This window comes from Pedobacter sp. AK017 (assembly GCF_014200825.1).
GTDB classification, from domain to species: domain Bacteria; phylum Bacteroidota; class Bacteroidia; order Sphingobacteriales; family Sphingobacteriaceae; genus Pedobacter; species Pedobacter heparinus.
The window spans coordinates 340,469-359,480 of record NZ_JACHCW010000003.1 but is presented as its reverse complement, the minus strand read 5'-3'; the positions used below and the strand labels follow the sequence as shown (position 1 = coordinate 359,480).

At 39.7% G+C, this 19,012-nt stretch carries 15 protein-coding genes; 6 read left to right on the top strand and 9 right to left on the bottom strand.

The window, feature by feature from the left end:
• Nucleotides 1–68: 68 nt before the first annotated feature.
• Complete coding sequence (locus tag HDC92_RS06480; RefSeq protein WP_317618086.1) at nucleotides 69–458, bottom strand: RNA polymerase sigma factor; 390 nt, start codon at nucleotides 456–458, stop codon at nucleotides 69–71.
• Nucleotides 459–1,047: 589 nt separating this feature from the next.
• Here HDC92_RS06480 and HDC92_RS06475 point away from each other — a divergent pair.
• The 6 genes from HDC92_RS06475 to HDC92_RS06450 all read left to right on the top strand — a co-directional run bounded on the left by HDC92_RS06475 (nucleotide 1,048) and on the right by HDC92_RS06450 (nucleotide 4,544).
• Nucleotides 1,048–1,365 (top strand): lipocalin family protein, encoded by a 318-nt coding sequence (locus tag HDC92_RS06475; RefSeq protein WP_183873129.1) that lies wholly within the window; start codon nucleotides 1,048–1,050, stop codon nucleotides 1,363–1,365.
• Between the two features lie 118 nt (nucleotides 1,366–1,483).
• Nucleotides 1,484–2,116 carry a hypothetical protein gene (locus HDC92_RS06470; RefSeq protein ID WP_015808104.1) on the top strand — a complete coding sequence of 211 codons (633 nt, stop codon included), beginning with the start codon at nucleotides 1,484–1,486 and terminating at the stop codon, nucleotides 2,114–2,116.
• Nucleotides 2,116–2,949: a DUF3307 domain-containing protein gene (locus HDC92_RS06465; protein ID WP_183873127.1), complete on the top strand. Its 834-nt coding sequence runs from the start codon at nucleotides 2,116–2,118 to the stop codon at nucleotides 2,947–2,949. The genes HDC92_RS06470 and HDC92_RS06465 overlap by 1 nt, the downstream gene beginning before the upstream one ends.
• A 98-nt stretch (nucleotides 2,950–3,047) precedes the next feature.
• A complete protein-coding gene (locus HDC92_RS06460) occupies nucleotides 3,048–3,503 on the top strand; it encodes a response regulator transcription factor (RefSeq protein ID WP_183873125.1) in 456 nt (151 codons plus the stop codon).
• Between the two features lie 112 nt (nucleotides 3,504–3,615).
• Nucleotides 3,616–4,125 (top strand): DUF4199 domain-containing protein, encoded by a 510-nt coding sequence (locus HDC92_RS06455; RefSeq protein WP_183873123.1) that lies wholly within the window; start codon nucleotides 3,616–3,618, stop codon nucleotides 4,123–4,125.
• A 20-nt stretch (nucleotides 4,126–4,145) separates the two neighbouring features.
• Nucleotides 4,146–4,544 (top strand): VOC family protein, encoded by a 399-nt coding sequence (locus HDC92_RS06450; protein WP_183873121.1) that lies wholly within the window; start codon nucleotides 4,146–4,148, stop codon nucleotides 4,542–4,544.
• A gap of 666 nt (nucleotides 4,545–5,210) precedes the next feature.
• Here HDC92_RS06450 and HDC92_RS06445 read toward each other — a convergent pair.
• From HDC92_RS06445 to HDC92_RS06410, 8 genes are all read right to left on the bottom strand, one after another.
• A complete protein-coding gene (locus HDC92_RS06445; protein WP_183873119.1) occupies nucleotides 5,211–6,518 on the bottom strand; it encodes a hypothetical protein in 1,308 nt (435 codons plus the stop codon).
• A 400-nt stretch (nucleotides 6,519–6,918) separates the two neighbouring features.
• Nucleotides 6,919–8,190, bottom strand: a complete 1,272-nt coding sequence (locus HDC92_RS06440; protein WP_143715732.1) for a glycoside hydrolase family 105 protein — start codon at nucleotides 8,188–8,190, stop codon at nucleotides 6,919–6,921.
• A 159-nt stretch (nucleotides 8,191–8,349) separates the two neighbouring features.
• Entirely contained in the window at nucleotides 8,350–9,531 is a 1,182-nt protein-coding gene (locus HDC92_RS06435; RefSeq protein WP_143715733.1) for a hypothetical protein, read from the bottom strand.
• Between the two features lie 341 nt (nucleotides 9,532–9,872).
• A complete protein-coding gene (locus HDC92_RS06430; RefSeq protein ID WP_183873117.1) occupies nucleotides 9,873–11,090 on the bottom strand; it encodes a DUF4998 domain-containing protein in 1,218 nt (405 codons plus the stop codon).
• A 21-nt stretch (nucleotides 11,091–11,111) separates the two neighbouring features.
• A complete protein-coding gene (locus tag HDC92_RS06425; protein WP_183873115.1) occupies nucleotides 11,112–12,305 on the bottom strand; it encodes a DUF5000 domain-containing lipoprotein in 1,194 nt (397 codons plus the stop codon).
• Between the two features lie 18 nt (nucleotides 12,306–12,323).
• Complete coding sequence (locus HDC92_RS06420) at nucleotides 12,324–14,213, bottom strand: RagB/SusD family nutrient uptake outer membrane protein (RefSeq protein ID WP_183873113.1); 1,890 nt, start codon at nucleotides 14,211–14,213, stop codon at nucleotides 12,324–12,326.
• An 11-nt stretch (nucleotides 14,214–14,224) separates the two neighbouring features.
• Complete coding sequence (locus HDC92_RS06415) at nucleotides 14,225–17,443, bottom strand: SusC/RagA family TonB-linked outer membrane protein (RefSeq protein ID WP_143715734.1); 3,219 nt, start codon at nucleotides 17,441–17,443, stop codon at nucleotides 14,225–14,227.
• A 472-nt stretch (nucleotides 17,444–17,915) separates the two neighbouring features.
• A complete protein-coding gene (locus HDC92_RS06410; RefSeq protein WP_015808117.1) occupies nucleotides 17,916–19,007 on the bottom strand; it encodes a glycoside hydrolase family 105 protein in 1,092 nt (363 codons plus the stop codon).
• Between the last annotated feature and the right edge of the window lie 5 nt (nucleotides 19,008–19,012).

Below are 19,012 nucleotides of genomic sequence, written 5' to 3'. Positions count from 1 at the left end.
TTACTGATATGACGATTAAGGCATACCCACAGGGTACCCCTCTCAATAAAATAAAATTCAGATACGCATTAAAAACTTGATAATAAGATAAATAGAATGCTCATTGAAATCCCCAGTTCCGTTTCAGCAGCGGTACGTAAAACCTTCATCGACCTTACCATGTGTTTTTTTATGGCATGCCGGGATATGCCCAGAATTGCGGCCGCCTCATCATAGCTTTTATATTGTTGTCTACAGAGTTTAAAAACTTCCTGGGTTTGCGGGGGCAATCTCAATAAAGTGTTATCAATAAAATTGAGATATTCATTGTATTGCTGATTTTCCTCTGTGATATTGTTATCTAATGGATAAGCCTGAAGAATTAAATTCATGGCCGTTTGTTCAACTGCAGCCCGTTTTAAAAAATCGAGACACTGGCGTTTGGCAATTGTAAACGCATAGGCATTAAATGAGTTGATGGTGCTCAGTTCTTCTTTATTTTCTCAGATTTTTAGAAAAACATTCTGACAAATATCATCAGAGAGTTGGGAAGACTTTAAATATTTTTTAATAAAAAGATAAACACGCAAACGATAACGTTCATAAATAATTGTAAAAGCCTCTTCATTGCCAGAAGATACGAGTTGCAATAAGGAATGTTCAGCTGTGTATCTCATTTTTAAAGCATTCGGAGCGGCTTTTATGGTAAAAAATTCACTTGCAAAATATTGATAATATTTTAAAAATCTTATATTGAACTTAAAATTCAATGTTAAATTTTATTTAATTATATTAATTTTTATTTAACCTAGCATATTTATCCTTGTTTTATTATTTTAAATTCACCTATTCCTCTTTTGTTTGAGCGTATTACATACAAATTATTTTATAAATTGCTTTACAATTAATTATATTAGCTGCTTATACTTATCAACGCTTAAAATCTAAATAAAAACACTTCGTCTTATCTGCGCCTTCTTGCTTCCTTTTTTCCTTATTTCTGCCTGTAAAAAAATACCTGTAATTCCTGAAAATAAAACCAAAGCCCTTATGGGTAAACGATGGAAAATGACCGCATATACAGAAGATGGAGTGAATAAAATGACAGAAACCTATGATGCATGTGAACTGGATAATATTGAGATCTATGCTGCTGGCGGTAAATACATGATGGATGAGGGGGCAACGAAATGCGACGATAATGATGAGCAGATTCAGGAAGGTGGCAAATGGGAAATTAAAGGTGACAAACTCATCCTTTCTCACGAAGCTCTTGATATACAACTCCAATTTATTATACTGGAGCTGACTACCACAACTTTAAAGTTTTCATTAAGAAATCCGTTTGGTTCTGAACTTTATATCTACACCTATACTGCCCAGTAAAACAATAGTTACTTATTTATAGATTAATAGTTCTATAATGACTCTTTATAGATTAATTATTCTATAATTTGGTTTTATAGAGTAAAATATCTATATTTATAATATATTAAGATGAACTATGAATGCACAGGCAGTAATCACAGGAGATATTATCAACTTCACCCGGCTGAATGCGGCAAACAGGAAAAAATTGATTGAAGATACAGAGCTGCTGCTTAAAAGATGGATAAAAGAAAAGCAAAATGCAGAGATTTTTCGCGGCGACAGTTATCAGGTACTTTTTGATGATATTTTTGAAGCCCTCACAAAAAGCATACAACTGATATGCTGGTTTAAAAAGCATTCCGATGAAAAGAATAAAATATATTTAAGTACAAGAATTTCTATAGGTATTGGAGCAGTATCCTATCGGGGTAAAAATGTACTTAACTCGGATGGAGAAGCGTTTCATTTATCGGGCAGGAATTTTGATACCATGAAGGAAGGAGAATTTTTAACCATTCATACCAATAACGAGCGAAAGAATGCAGGAATTAAAATCATACTTAGCTTCATTAATAAATACATTGCCAACTGGACGATGGCACAGTCGGAAGTGATTTTTCTGCTTTTAGAAGGTAAAACCCAACAGGAAATAGCAGAATATCTATCCCTCTCTCAGCCTTCCGTTAACAGCAGGTTAAAATCTGCAGGTTGGAAAGAGTTTGAACCTACAATGAGATATATTGCAGAATTAGTAAAACAGGAATAATGGAATTAAATTTATTATTGAGACTCCTGGTAGCACATTTGCTTACAGATTTTATTTTTCAGCCAAAAAGCTGGGTAAAAGACCGTGAAGAAAAGCAAGGTAAATCCATTAAACTATATCTTCATGTACTTGTTACAACTGTATTTGCCTATATTTTTTCAGGTCAGTACAACAATTGGGTCATTCCTCTGGTCATATTTGTGAGCCACCTGATCATAGACTATATCAAATCCAAAGTAAATAAGGATAACTTTAATTATTTTATTGCAGATCAGCTGGCACACCTGCTGGTCATAGTGCTACTTTCTGTGTCTTTCAGCTGGAACTGTAAGGCTGTACTGTCTTTTGCAAATGATACCTTCGGAAATTATAAGTTCTGGATACTGGTGGCAGGTTACCTGTTTGTAAGCTGGCCACTTGGTATAATTATAGGAAAGGCCACGCAAAAGTGGCGCGACCAGATTACCAGGGAAAGCATCTTAAATTCGGCTCCCACATTGCCAGGGATTGATATTTCAGAGCCTGCAGAAAACCAATCTGAAGAGCAACCCCAGCCTGTAGCCGAAGTAATTAAAAGCGGTGAAGAGCAGGAACTTGGACTGGCCAGTGCCGGTAAATGGATCGGCATTTGTGAACGGGTCATGATCTTAACCTTTGTTTTGATGGGTCAGTACACTGCAATAGGATTTCTTATGACAGCAAAATCGATTTTACGGTTTAGCGAAAAGGAAGCCAATACACAATTAAAAACAGAATACGTATTGGTAGGAACCCTGGTCAGTTTTGCAACATCAGCTATGATTGGTGTACTGATGAACCTCACTTTAAAGTAAAATTCCGTTTAAACATAGGCGATAAAATCTCATAAACCGAAGAAGTCTATTTTCTGTAAATTTGACAGTACAAAACCAGCAATACAAAAAGACAAACAATGATATCATTAAAAGACTTTAAATCTACTTTCTTGTACGGACTGATTTTATCAATATTGATTTTTGTTTTGAAGTGGCTGCAATGGAAATTTCTAATTGTTGACAATTCCATAGATATATACGTTGGATTGATAGCTGTTTTTTTTACTGCTCTAGGTATATGGGTAGCCACGCAAATCCTAAGACCCAAAATTAAGACCATCATTATTGAAAAGGAAGTGCCTGAACAGTTTTCCCTAAATGAGAAAGAATTAGAAAAGCTGAATTTAAACTCCAGAGAATATGAAATCCTACAGCTTTTAGCTAAAGGCCATAGCAATGCCGAAATTGCCGGGGACTTATTTATTTCTTTAAGTACAGTCAAAACTCATGTATCAAATCTTTTTGTGAAAATGAATGTAAAAAGTAGAACAAAAGCCCTGGAAAAAGCCAAAAGACTAAAAATCATCAGTTAAACGAATTCATAATTTAGCATAAAATGCAGTAAAAAAATGCATTTTGGTACTAAAGTATGATGGTCGAATCAGTTGTGAGACTAGTTTTGTAGAACATTTAAAAACAGAACTCATGAAAAAAACTGTATGGATTTTTGGGTTGATTATCGGGGGCATCTTAGCTGCAAATATGGTAGCTATGGTACAAATGGTTTATAGCGGTAAATTTAAGGGAAATGATTTTGTTGGCTATGCAGCGCTTGTGGTTATTTTCTCGATAATTTTCTTTGGCATAAAAAACTACAAGAATAAGCAAAATGCCGGTCTGATATCATTTGGAAAAGCTTTTAAAATCGGGACTCTAATTGCATTTATTGGCTCCACTGTGTATGTAGTGGTCTGGCTATTTTATTACTACCTTTTTGTTCCTGACTTCATGGACGTGTATACATCTTGCGTGCTCAGAGAAAGCACTCCAGCTGATCTGCCAGCTAAGACACAACAAATGGCAGACTTTAAAGAAATGTATAAAAACCCTTTGTTTGTCGTTTTGATTACTTATTCAGAAGTATTTCCCATTGGATTAATCGTCGCCCTAATTAGTGGATTGATCTTAAAGAAGAAAGTAAAAACCATTAAGTAACTAATTAAAAACAGATTGACATGAAACAACAGGTAACCCCATTTTTGACCTTTCAAGAAAATAATGCCGAACAAGCCATGAACTTTTACATCAGTTTATTTGAGAACTCCGGCATTATCGAGGTTCAGCGTTACGGGAACGATGGTCCAGGAAAAGAGGGCACAATCATGAAGGCGATTTTTGAGCTAAACGGAAAGGAATTCATTTGCAGCGACAGCTTCATTAAGCATCATTGGAATTTCACACCGGCCATTTCAAATTGGGTGGAATGTCGAAATGAAACGGAATTGGTAGATCTTTTTTCAAAACTAGCTGAAAATGGAAAAGTAATGATGCCACTCGATGATTATGGCTTTAGTGAGAAGTTTGGGTGGATTGCCGATCAATTTGGTATATCCTGGCAGTTGAATTTATCATAAAGCAAAACTATTTGCCGATGCAGAAAATACATGTAATTAACTATCAATAAGTTACATATATAAATGAACAAGTGGGGAACAAGAGAAGGGTTGTGCCAATTATTTTTCACCACCTAATAGTTTATGAAGGTAATACAGCTACCGGCTTTCCTTTTAGCCGTTCATTGCAAAAAAGTCTGGAATATTCAATGTTAAGACACCGTATATGCCAATAAAGTGGGTGTCGGAGACAGATTTGTTGATGGGATACACTACAGTAAAGAAGTGAAGCAATAGCAAACGCTCTGCTCCTAATTCAAGGAGGAAACAATCATGCCTTCATTGAATGTCAATCTTTCACGGACACTTGAGCAGGCAGTAAATTATATGGTAGAAATTAAAAGCAATCTGGACAAAAAAAACAGCTTCACTTGTTTGCTAAAAAGAAGAACTTTTCAGTTCTTCTCTCAATTTGAAAAATATTTGTGCAGATCGCATGCTACTAACTTATTGCTAAAAGCGAAAATCAGCATTGCCAATATCTGCTTTGAATGTGGTTTCAAGAGCATTTCTTATTTCGACAGCAGGTTAAAGAATTTACCGTACAAACCCCGATCGACTCCAGAAAAGCATTTTGTCCCTACTGAAGAGTAAATGAACCAAATCCATCCAGTTAAGCAAATCGCCCTAGGGAACTAAAGTACCTGTAACTGTCATATTGGTTTTACCTAGCCAAATATCTGAGTTAAATATGTCTGGGGCGACAGCAGATGTGGATGCCGCTCCACCGTATTGGAAACTAAACTGAGTGCCACCGGTTGTAAGCGGAGCGTTTGCGCCGGTACCGTAATCGGTAGTGAATCCAAGAAAATAAGTATTCAAACTTGGGTGACCAATAAGTTCCACAATTGCGGATCCGTCATCAAAGTTCAAGCCGTCGGAGGAAAACCGGAATGTAGGCACACGCTTGCCTGCTGAATTTGCGGTATGTGAAATACGCATATACAGCCGACCACCTGGAACATCGACATACCCTGTTTTGTTTCCAAGTTGTGAAAATCCACTACATAGCTGAGCTGTGCTCCAATCGAATGTGTGGGGTGTGGTAGATTTGATGCGGAAATAACCCTTTGGAACATTATTTAAATGTGAATAAACGTACATTACCCACGGCTTTGCCGCACCTGCTTCATACATCATTTCATGATGACCGAACTTCCGGGTGCTTCGCTCGGCAGCGGGTATATTCGTAATAACCCCCCGATTTACTCCTCCTGGAAGATACTTGGTCCAGCCACCCTCACCACTTGTACTGGTATAAAGCTGGATACGGTCAGCCCAAACCCCCGAGCCTGGAGATACTGTTGGAGAGCCATCTACATTCCGGCTTCCTGTAATTTCACACTGCGTAAATTGGTAATATACTCCACCAACTTTGATGACTTCAGGATCCATGTAATTACCAGCATCCCAAGCATCCGGATTACCGCCAGGAACATCTTCAGGCTGCCTCCACAAACCTCTGGGCAACTCGGTGCCTGAAGGATATAGCGGCGGCGATATCCAGGAAGACGAAGACTGCCAGTTGGCAATATTGGCTGATCCTGCGTAACTTACTTTCCTGGCCAGAGTATGATCGCCGTCAGACATAGCATCTTTGAAACGTCCACCATGAAAAAGTCGGATAGTTTGAGCCGCGACGTCCCTTACGAGATCGACTGAATAATCGTAGGCTGGTGAGGGCACAGAAGTAAAGCCAGTAGTTGGCCTTGATATTGTCCCGATAGAAGAGTTGTTGCTAAAGGTGATGGTCAAGCCCTTGTAGGTCGTTACAAGTCCTCCTGAAAGAGCCGATAGCGTAGTGTTTTGAGTGGCGACGTCGTCAATAGCAGTGGCCGTAGTTTTGAGCGAAGCAATTTCATCTTCATTTTTACAAGCAGACAGCAATATCAAGAAAATTGCTATCGGAGTTAAGATCAAATAATTTGGTTTCATAATTTATATTTGGTTAGAAAAAATGAATGCCTCTTTTGAAGGATGAAGCCTTTCCTATATGGTGTTCATCAAGTACTTCTATTTCTTTAAACGCCATGCATGCCAACACGGCAGCACGTTCGGATAATTACTAAAGCTATAGTAATATCACAGTAAATTATAGCATTGTATGTGCAAGCCATGATACAATATTTACCCCTTATGAAGTCACTAGCAGGATTAGGTCGGAAAAAGCCGGACAAATTTCACAACAAGAAATTTCTGTACGACACACTCGCTATATTGAGGTAGTTAGCGGTAATTACAGCAACCGTCGCTTCCTGGCAATTCGCTCGAAGAAAGCGCAAGGTTATAACTTTTTGATTGCCAATAGATTTTATATAAATTATGAATAGAAATACTAATTTTTGAGGTAAATCGTGGTGCCAGTATTTACAGTCGTCTCTTTGTTAACTATCAACCCGGTAAGCAAATTGCGATAGCTATCATTTTTATTTTCTGGAGCATTTAATAATGCACCAACTGTAGTCGTACCTGCTTTTGGATTAGTTAATACCAGATCTGCTTTGAAGTTTTTCTGCTGCATGCTCAATTTCATGATTTCCGTACCTGCCAACAAAAAGGCACAAACACCGTATACTTCGGTATCTTCATAGCCTACACTCGCTGGGCTATCGCCAATTTTTTGAACAAAGCCTAATTTACCATCGGGATGCACACAGTCGGTCAATGCTTTCCAAGCTTTTAAAACGCCCGGCGCATAGGTTTGCGCATCGAGCAAACCGTTGTTAATTCCCCATGCCAAGGCGTAACAGTAAAACCCGGTGCCGCTGGTTTCTTTGACAGGGAAACTTGCAGGATCCAATAAACTTGCATGCCATGTACCGTCTGGCTGTTGCAGCGAGGCTACTTTCTTAGCCATCTCTTTAAACTGCTGGTTAAAACGTGGTCTGCTAGGATAATCTGCAGGCATGCTTTGCAGTACGCCTACCAAACCGCCCATTACCCATCCGTTTCCCCTCGACCAAAAAACCCTCCTACCATTTTTTTCTTTTTGCTTGAAATAGCGGCTATCACGATAGAACAAACTTTCTTCCTTGTCATATAGATAGTCTGAAGTTTTCCACCAAAGCTGAGTACATATATCCAGGTATTTAATCTCTTCAGTTGCTTTTGATAATGCAGCTAAGGCTGGTGGCGCCATAAACAGGGCATCACACCAACTCCATTCCCTTTTATCAACCCTGTTTTTGTTTTCCAAAGATTCGGTATGTGGCCTTGCAATTAAGGTATCACCCAGCAATTTGAAATCTGCAACCATCTTTGGATCCTTGTATAAGGCGTACATTCGGCTGTACATTAAGCCAACACAATAAAAATCTGCATGGTAGCGCATATCGGTATTATACAATTTCCAATCGAATTTTTTACCAACTTTTTCCTGCATAAAACCATAGTAAATGGGATCATTTGCCACTTCAGCGAATTTTAAGAGGCCTGCATACAAAGCTCCATTGGTCCAGTCCCTTTCCGGATGCCTCCATCCCTTCCTGCTGATACTGTTCAATTGCCAATCGGCTACTTTTTTCATAATGGTATAAACAGATTCAGGGCTTGGGCTTTCTTCAGAGAAATTAGCATGCCTAACCTTACATGCATTGAATATGATCATTATAGACATTAAAAAAGCTAGTCTTATCATTAGACCGTGAAGTAGGTTGTTACTTTTAAAATTGATTGTTGTCATTATCATTTATTTTTAAGGAGTAAAATAGGTAGCCAATTGTGCATTCGAAACGGTATCAAAGGCAATCGGAACCGATTGATGTTCCTAATAAGCCTGATTGGTTTTACTGAACATACCTTGCTTAATTATCCATTTGGTAAGGTATCCTTGTGCTGCATGTGACGCAACCCATTCTTCCCTTCCTCCAAAATTATCTTCTTTCAAAGTGATATAACTACGTCTGTCGGCCGATCTATTTTGCATATCCAACACAGCCTGCGCATGCAGAGTTTCCCAATAGTCACCTTTTTTGCTCACGCCCTTGTCCATTCTAAAGGCGCTCATCTGGCAATCCATCAGCGCAAAATTCATTCTTCTTCCTTTTCCCCAATCGGTATTTTGTGGATAGTAAATTACATCTGACCCAGGAACATACATCGTACCTCCGGGAGGCACTGAAGGCGGCGAGGGAAACTCAAGGTCGATCAAAGCTTTGTAAATAAGATCTGTATTGAAAAAAGCCGCTTCTGGAGTAGGTCGCTGTGCCAGTGTAAATGTTAAGGCATTATAGAAATTATGTGCTGTGCAGGCCATATAGTCGGGATGTACAAAGCCATGATTTGTAATGGTTCCATCATTATTGCAATTTGATCCCTTTAGTACTTCGCTTAGCTTTCTACCGTTTATTACCGTTGAGCTGCTTAAGTCGTCTGGCCTCGCATTAGCGGAAAGCATCAATTCAATATTTTTGTTCATCCAGAGCTTCCAGTTAGCGTGATGTGGCATCATAGCCATAGCAACGTGCAGAACCATGGCATTCCATGAGTTCTCTTCGGATTTACTATCACCTTTAAAATTTACCTTTCCTCCACTGCTCTTATAATAGGGAACATTATACTTATTAAAGCGGTCGGCCTCATACTCTACCATCCGCCGAACTAGCTCCTGATCTGCGGGAGGAAGTTCATCCCACATCAGCCAGCCGGCAAAGCCTCCGAAGCCTGCCCAAAGTGCACTTTGCCAGACATTTCCCCAACCGCCTGCCTGGTTTATTTTATGTCTGTATGCTACAGAGCCAATAAGTTTTAACGTTATTTTTTTAGCATCAGAAAGAGATACCCCGGTTTTAGATGGATCATACACACCTGTTTTGATCGATACTGCCAAAGCAAATGCCTCACTACCGGGTTCTCTGATACTCTTGATCTTTAAATAAGTGCTATCCTGTAAATTGTATTTGTTGATCTCGTTGTACCATGTGGACAAAGCAAATCGGTTACTATTCAAGAGTATTTCTCTTTGTTTAATAGAAAGAGGATCCGTTGGATTGCCTTTTCGGAATTTTTTCCAATTAATCGGCAACACGTAGTTCGAAGCAACATTATCTTTTAATGGCAATAGCTTTTTTGAGCATGCCGATGTATTAAGTAGTATAATGACGAGAACTAGCTTCAAATTTAGGGTATTATGGAACATTTAATTGTTTTTTTAGTTAGGCTGCGATTATTTTTCCAAAAATTATATCAGTTAAAGAGGTTGGGAAGGGTTCATTCCTATTTTGTTCAAAATTTAACAAAAGCTAATACACTTCTATTATCTGCTTCATTAATTAACATATCACGCAGATGCTATGGAGTTGTAACATCCACCAACTTAAATCCTGCACTACGGATCACCTGTTGAGTGGACGTTACCCAATTCACCAATACACCTACAGAAACCTGTCTGGTCGATGGTACTGTAAATGTAATTGCTGCCGAAGTTTTGCTAACAAAAGTCACAGATGCGAGGGCAGTGTTTATATTGGCAAGGTCGGGTAGTGTAGCACCATTTGCTGCAACTAAAAGCCGGGTTTCGGTTCCCGAATTGTTAAAGCCATTCGCAGTACCTTGCTGCCAACTGAATTCGTAAGTTCCCGGAGGCAGAGTGAATGTTTGATATACTTTTCCATTTGCTATATTGGGATCAGCAGGAACCTTTTGCAAACCGAAGAAGCTTACTCCGTTAAAATTATCATACCCACCATAAATTTTGGTTGGAGCCCCTTGATTTTTAGCAGCTGCATTTACCGTCCAATCTTTTAGCGTTCCCCACCTCGTGCCATCATATAGATCGGGAGTAAAAGGCTGAGAAGCGTTTTTCAGATAAGCTGAAGTAACATCCTCGAAGACGACATTTTTTGTGACGTTAACTCCGGTAGAAAAATTATCGATAGCCAGTAGTTCAGGTAAATATTCCGTTGAATAGGTGAAGCCGGTGCGCGGCTTAAAATTAGGGATTAACGTTTGATTTTCATTTGGAGGTATCGTAATTGTGCGGGTAACATTAAACTTGTCGGTATAGGTTAGTTTAGTATACGCGAGCTGGGTCTCAGAAATCCAGTTGATGGTTGCGACATTATCGGTGATAAGCGCATCTTTAAACGTTCTATTTCTAATTGAGGCCTGATAGGTATCACCATAAACATTACCAGAACCGGTTACTTTCACCGATTTGTGACCTTTCGCGTCAAAAGTGTATAAATCGAAAGTATAAGCTCCTTCTGGCAAATTGTTTACCATGACTTCGACGGTGTTCATTCCCGGCGCTCGCTCAATGATCGTCTCCAAAGAATCAGCTCCATTGTTCCAGAAAATTTTGGCCTTTTTAACCTTTGGATCTGTCCCAAGTGCCCAGGTTAACAAAATCCGCTTCCTACCTGGATGAATAACTAATGAATCAACCTTACTGACATAAATGGTTTCTCCGTCTTTAACGTATTCTTCATAAGTACTATCCATCTTGTCGCAAGCAAAAAAACTTACAAGAGTGAACACGAGCAATAAAAATTTATATATATGTTTCATATTATCTTAAACTAGAATAGATTATTGACCAAAAAAAGCTAATTCCGCTATGTGAATATAATTTACGGTTCCGAAATTCTTAGTTGTTTTCCAACGGATATATCTAAAAGCAGGAGTATTTGATGGAAAAGTTAAATCTAGGCCTGCAGCAGCCGTAGCTATATCAGCATTCGAACTTGTTCCTATTGGCAAACCTGATGGTTTCTCAATTTTATACTCGGCAATCCTTGTCCAGTTTGCAAAATTATCGTCTAAAACATTACTTCCGTAGAGCTCAAATATTTCCGGATTTCCTGAATTGTACAAGTAAGTTTGATTTTCGCCGGCAGTTAGTCCGCGCATCCAGTACTTGAAACGGCTGAATTTCGATGCAACTCCAAAATCTAAAGTGAACGATACCGGAAAAACAGTTCCAACATTTGTATGAGCCATATTGGTAGAACTTTTATCAACAACCTTGTCAAACATTCTTTCCCAAACATATCCCATATAAAAATCTGCCGTTCTCCATTTATCACTGGCTAAAATTTTTACGATGGCGGGCGAAGCCAATTGCTTTTCAAAAATTGGAGTCAGCGTGGCTTTCAGCGTATCAGAATAATTACTGTACCTATCCCGTATAAATACACCAAATTCTGCGGGAGCCGATGCCTGACCTCGGGCCGAATACTGGCCCGTCTTTTGGTCTGTATAAAATGTCTCAAGTGTTACCCAATCTCCAGTTGCATCCTTAACAATTACGTTGATTGCGATATTTGCCCCAAGCTCATTTAGGAATGAAACAGTAACCCCTCCAAAATCTGCTGTCATACTTAGCGATTCTCTGACAAGTTTTACGGGAGCGGTAAGCGGTGTAACCATGACTATTTCGGGTTCTGATTGAATTTCGGAACGACTAACGGCATAAAGTTTAACTTCATGAGGTTTTGTATCTCCAAAACCGACGATGATAAGACTATCGACATACACAGATGCCTTTACCTCCCGAACGTGACCTGGAGATGTTTCATATACCGCTTTAACATATAACAAATCGTCATCATCAGGAACGTTGTAGCTAAATTTTGCTCCTCCCGGACGAGCTTTCACCGTTACATTGCTCACCTTCTGAGGCATTGACCCCTTCTTAGACAAAGGTCCTAGGTCATCTTCTTTACATCCAGCAAATGCGAGTAAAATAAGCGCGATTGCAAAAAAATATTTGGTTATTTTCATTTTAGTTTGTTTTAATGGTTACCAACCTGGATTTTGAATCAGTTTTTTGTTGATGGTAAGCTCCAATTCGCTTATAGGAAAGAAATAGTCTCTCGATCTAAAAGTTTGTGAAAATAAAGTTAACACCCGATAATAGGTAACGGCTTCCGCCTGGGTGATGTCCCATCCCTGAATAGGGGCATTTAAAACCTGGGGGGCCTCTTTCCATCTCCTAAGATCCCAAAACCTATGTCCCTCAAATGCCATTTCAATTGCTCTTTCTCGGTGAATAATTGCTCTCATTCCAACTTTAGTTGTAAACTTAACTGGATTGTTGGAATATGTACTCCAGGATTCTACAACCCCTGGAAGACCCGCTCTTTTTCTGACTAGATCTATATAAGTCAATACATCTGGCACGTCTGGTCCCACTGCTTCATTTAGTGCCTCGGCATATAATAAGTACAAGTCTGCAAGCCTTATCTGCGGCCATGGGTAGTCTACTACTTGATAGTTTGCGGTTGCAGAGTACACGCTATTAGGATTTACTAATTTTTGTGGCCAATAGCCAGTAGTAGAATACTTGCCAGCAGAATTTTTGCCGGCCGGCTGACCAAGTTTGGCTTGCACATACCAATTATTCACATCGGTAATAATTCCCTGTCCATACCAGATGCCGCCGTCAAAGCCTAAATCAGCATAAAACCTGGCTTCCCTGTCAAAATGTAGTCCAACAGTTTGGTATCCCTCCTTAATGTAAAACCGTTCAGCATTAACTGCATTTCTTAGATTAAAGCGGCCATTGTAATCGTAAGTTACATCTTCGGAAATGGGAACGCCATTCTTGGAGTAAAATAATTCGGCCATCTTCAAGGTCGGCGCAAGCTCGCCGGCCAAAGAAGATTGACCTGGAGCATTACCATCCAAACGTGGCTGGGAATAAATTTGCAAATCGGCAGTACGACTATTAGGATTTGCCCAGACTGTTTCGGAATTCCACTTAGAAGCAATTGCATTTCTGATGTTCATCTTCAAATTGGTCTCTGGAGAAACCAGTAACGCATTCGGATCATTATCTTTATAGTAATATAATTTATTGCCGTTGGTATGACATAAATCAATTGCTTTTTTACAAGCGTCGGCTGCTATTTTCCATTTTTGAGGATCGTAGGTTTGGTTGAAAAATGGTATTCCTTGAGCATTTTTAAAGTTTGAATATTCAATATTGCCATTAAAAAGGGGACTCGCAGCCATTACCAAAACTTTTGCTTTTACAGCAAGGTTGATTGCTTGGGTTATTCGTCCTAACTCGGTATTTTCTGCCTGAATTTTACTGGGCAGGAACTCTAAAGATTCATCTAATAACTGCACTATGTAAGCCACGCAGACATCTATTGGTTCTCTTGGAGGCGTCAGTTCGTCCAAGCTAGCATTTACAGGTATGTTTTCTCTTATAACAGGAATTGGCCCATACATTCTTAAAAGATAGAAATGATAGTAAGCTTTCAGAAATTTGGCTTCAGCTATCCATCTATCACGCTCATAGTTGTCAAGCCCCTCTACTTTGCCCACATTGTCTAGAAAGATGTTACAGGTTCTAATTCCTTCAAATAGAGGCTTAGCAGAATTTGTGCCCTCCCAATAGTTATTCTGAGGGCTGGAAACGCTTTGATTTCCTTTGGCAATAACTTGACCTGTGCCGTAGTGCCAAACTTCATCGGCCCCATACATTGCAGCATTGGTAGACCTGTTACCGTCTGTTGGGAGGTAGGAGTAGCAGGTGAATAAGTATTGTTCGGCTTTTGACCGCAGTGTAAATGAATTATCGATTGTCGCAATATTGTCTGGCACTACGTCCAAATATTTTTTGCAGGAACAATTGATCGAAACGAGTACCACAATTATCAAATTAATATTAAATTTTTTCATACTCTTTGCGCTTAAAATGAAACTTGTAAACCGAAATTATAAACTCGCTGTAAAGGATAGCCTAGGCCATCGCTGCCCATTTCTACGTCCCATGTCTTGAATTTGCTTAGGGCACCAAGGTTAGTTCCTTCGGCATAAAATCGAACGCTCTCCATCAATAATTTCTTCGTTAGCTTTTTGGGAAGCGTATATCCTAATAGAACTGATTTTACTCTTAAAAATGCGCCATTACGCATAAACCAAGTACTGGTTTGATTATTATTTTCAAGAACCTGAGTACTTAACCGCGGGTAAAGTGCATATATATCCCTATTCTCTTCAGACCAATGGCTGTCTGCATATACCTTTAACAATTGGTTTCTCGGCACACCGGTCACATTGCTTTCACCTGCGTAAAAATATGGGGCAAACGGCGACGTCGAGCCATTTGTATTCATCCAGAAAGACGATCTGGCTGAGCCCTGAAAGAAACAAGCCAGGTCAAAACTTTTAAAGGTTGAAGAGAATCCAAACCCATAGGTGATTTCCGGAACGGTTGGATAACCTATGGGCACTCGATCACGTGTGGTGACTTGTCCATCACCATTCACGTCTTTGTATTTAATGTCTCCCGCACTGTAAGTGCCAAAAGTCTGAATTGGAGAGTTAGCAACATCAGCCTCATCCACAAATAGTCGTTCGGCGATGTATCCCCACGTTTGTCTAATTGGATAACCTACCCTGGAAAGGTTTTTTTCGGCATAAATAGGTTCCTCATAGACTTCATATTTACTTGTGGCATAAGTAAAATTACCTAAAGCCTGTATAGAAAAGTTGGTTCCAAAAAACTGTGAGTAACTGCTGCTGATATCTATCCCACTGGCTGAAGCTGCACCCACGTTAGCTCTTACTGCCGCTGTTAAGCCTAAGGACTTAGGCAAAGAAGCACGGGTTTGCAAAATTCCAGTTCTTTGTTCGGTAAAATAATCAGCTTGTAGGTCGAACTTATTGAACAAGCCTAAATCGAGTCCAATATTTAATTTCTTAGACCGTTCGAACGTAATGTCTCTGTTCTCATAACGAGTTACGTTTACTCCAGTTCTCCCGTAGGAGTAGTCCGTTCCGAATGAGGTTGTAGGACCGTTATAGGATATATTGGACAAATAGAAAAAGCGGTCGTCTGAACTTCCTATATCTCCATTACCTACTAACCCGTACGTTCCTCTCAACTTCAGTTTTGACAGAACTTTTTTGACCGGCGCCATAAACTTTTCTTCTGAAACAGCCCAAGCTATACCCGCAGAAGGGAAAAACCCAAAACGTTGGGTTTCGTAAAAACGTTCCGACCCATTGTATCCAAAGTTAAATTCAGCAAAATAGCGGTTATTAAACGAATAAGTGGCCCGTCCTGCTAAGTCGGCTGACCTGCTCGGCAACGATTTTTGCAGCGTGTTCGCATTTGCTTCTATCGATCCCAGTACCTTAAAATTTAACAACGCACTCACGCTATGCTTTGCCTGAAAAATACGGTTATACGTCAATGCAGTCTGTAAAGTGGTATTAGACTTAACAACTTTTGTTCCTTCAGAATAGTCTAAAGTCTCTGTACCAGAGTTCGAATTAAGTTCTCGCAACACAAAAGAGTCGTCAAATTTATTATAAGCGCTAACGGAATAGAAAAATGGATTATATTCCCTTTTGACGTCAAACGATGCTTCCTTGTTCGTATTTCCAAGTGCATTTATTGATAATCCTTCGGTAATAAACGATAAATTCTGCGTGAGTTCGAATTGCGCAAGCATCAGCGATTTCGATTTATCTTTATACCCGCTTACCATGTCGGCATATGGATTGATGTAAAAATTGTCCCCATTTAAGCTATTTCCAAATAAGGTATGTTTTGTCGCTGAATTTGCTGCATCTGGAGTATATCTTGCCGGAAACAAGGTAGGAACGGTGCGCATCACCTTCCTGAACAGCGCAGCACCTTCATCAATGGGACCATTATAATCGTCGAATGTACCATACAACCTTACTCCCACCCTCGTAGACTTCGTTACATTTATGTTTACGTTTGACCGTAAACCGTAACTCTTCAACTTAATATTATTATTAAAATCGTTATTTCTATCTACTTTCAGCAGTCCGTTATCTTGATTAAATGTACCTGCCAGATAATATTGGGCTGCTTCACCTCCACCTGTTAAGTTTAAGTTCATCCGCTGATTGGATGTATAATCCTTGATTAGCTCTTCTCTCCAATTAACAGCAGGATAGACTTGGGGATTTTTGCCAGCGATAGTAGCATCAATCCGATTTTCGGTGTAAGGTAATTCACCTAGGGGTGTTCTGGTTAATACAGCTTCGTTATTCAATCTCATATAAGTTATCGGATCCGCCAATTCAACATTCCTAGTGTTTGAAGAGATAGGGTTTTCCAACCTAAAACTAAACTTAGGCTTTCCGGCTTTACCCTCTTTGGTGGAAACCAGAATTACACCATTGGCACCTTTCGCTCCATACAATGATGTAGCAGTGGCGTCTTTTAAAATTGAAAAACTTGCAATATCATCAGGTTGCAAACGTGCAAGCTCTGTTGTTGACAACTCTATATTATCTATCAGGATAAGCGGCTCTGCTTTGTATCCAAACGTGGTAACTCCGCGTATGAAAAACGACGCATTATCTGCACCCGGTTCACCGCTTCTTTGAAATGCAATTACGCCGCCAACCCGGCCAGCAAGCGCGGTAGTGAGATTACTGGATGATGTTTTTAAAATTTTTGGATCCACCGTTGTAACAGCTCCGATTAAGTCCGTTTTCTTTTGCTTACCATAGGCGACAACTACAACCTCGCCTAGTGACTCACCGGAAGGTTTAAGTATTACATCAAGTTTCGTTCTTCCGTTCAGTGGTATTTCTCGTGGCTCAAAGCCAACCATCGAAAATATTAGGGTTACGTTTCCGTCGGGTACGTCCAAAATGTATTTACCGGTTTCGTTTGTGGTGGTGCCTAAGTTGGTACCTCTCACTTTAATACTCACACCAGGTAAAAAGCCAACAGAATCCCGAACAGTACCCGTCACTTGTATTTTCAAGTTTTTTCCGTGACGCTCAAGATCGTTCAGAACTGAACTCGCTCTAGCTGCACCTAGCTTCCCTGCTGAACCGGCGTAAACTGCCGTGCTGTATACTAAAAACATTAATACACAATTGAAGCTAAACAGCTTAAAAAGTAACTTTCTTCTCATATATTATATTTGGTTTGTTGCTAAATTATTTCTTCACAATGCAGCACTTGTTTTTAAAAATTACATTTTGGTTTGGCTAAGACTTATTAGCCTCGGCAATTCGCCGAATAGTACTGAAATATTGTGCATTTGTTCAACGACTGAACGATTATTTCAGGAGTAGACACCATGTCTTGGATAAAGCTGTATTTATCAAAAGAATGATTGTTCCTAATCCGGATGCGATGTGGTGGCGATCACTTTTTAGTTTTGCACCAACATCCGGATATGCCCGCCGACTGGCTTTCAAATCTATTATTCATAATTTTATATTTGGTGGTTTAAATTTATCTGTTTAGCAATTACTAATATATGCCCCGTTTCTAGCTTATCAAAATACGCTATTTGCCGTTTTTAATACACTATTTACAAGTTCAAAGGATGATAAATAATACGTTTTCAGTAGATATGCAGACTAGGAGCAATTTCGATGTTACCTTGCAAATTTTAAAACTTGATTTCCCGCCATTAAAAAACCACCAGCTGCATACCAATTACTCATATTCGCGGTTGAAAGATAGGGTCTATCGCCGCCTGGTTGCACAAAGCCGAGCTTGCCGTCGGCTAAAACTACACTATTCAGCGCATTCCATGCTTTTAGTACCACTGGCAAGTATTCTTTGCGATCAAGCAGCTTATGATTTATCGCCCAGGCAATCCCATAACAAAAAAACGCTGTGCCACTGGTTTCTCCCATTGGATAAATCTCTGGGTCTAGCAGATCCGACTTCCAGAATCCATCGGGTTGCTGAAGAGATTTTAGTGAAGATGCTAGCTCAATAAGTAAATCTTCATACTTTTTCCGGCCTGGATAGCGTGCCGGCATCGCTTCTAGTGTACGCGCAAGACCAGCAACCACCCACCCATTCCCACGACTCCAGAATACCGGTTTACCTGTTGATCCAACGATAGATTTAAATCTATTGTCACGATAAAATAGTTTATAGGTTTTGTTTTGTAGGTTGTCAGCAGCATCCCAATAGATTTCCGCCAAGTAATCGAGATACTTTTGATCTTTGCTAATGGCCGAATAGCGACTCCAGATGGGTGGTGCCATAAATAAAAGGTCACACCAAGAAAACTCTAAGCGTCCTGGCTTTGGCGACAGCATGATCGAGTCTAAAGTTCTTTTTGTGGCCGTCAATAGTTTCGGATCTCCAGTAAATTCATACATTTCAAGATAAGTTTGCAAAATCGCCTGATCGTCTGCATTCCTAAGTTTAGGTCCACGGTCATATCGATTGCTCTCGGCCATCAGTTTTACGGCCTCCATATACTTCTCATTTTTGGTAGCCCTGTAGGCGTCCATTACACCTGGATAAAAAGCGCCAGCCTCCCAAGAGCGGCTACCAGTTGGTGGGTTGCCTGGCTTACTAGTTGACCAACTCTGGGCCACTTGCCAGTCAGCAACTTTGGTCATCTTGTCAATGATTCGTTTTTTAGTGAACTGCTGTGCATGTACTGCAACCGACCATGTGAAACTACTGACCAGTAGCATTCCAAATGTTTTAAAGTTAATCTTCATATCTG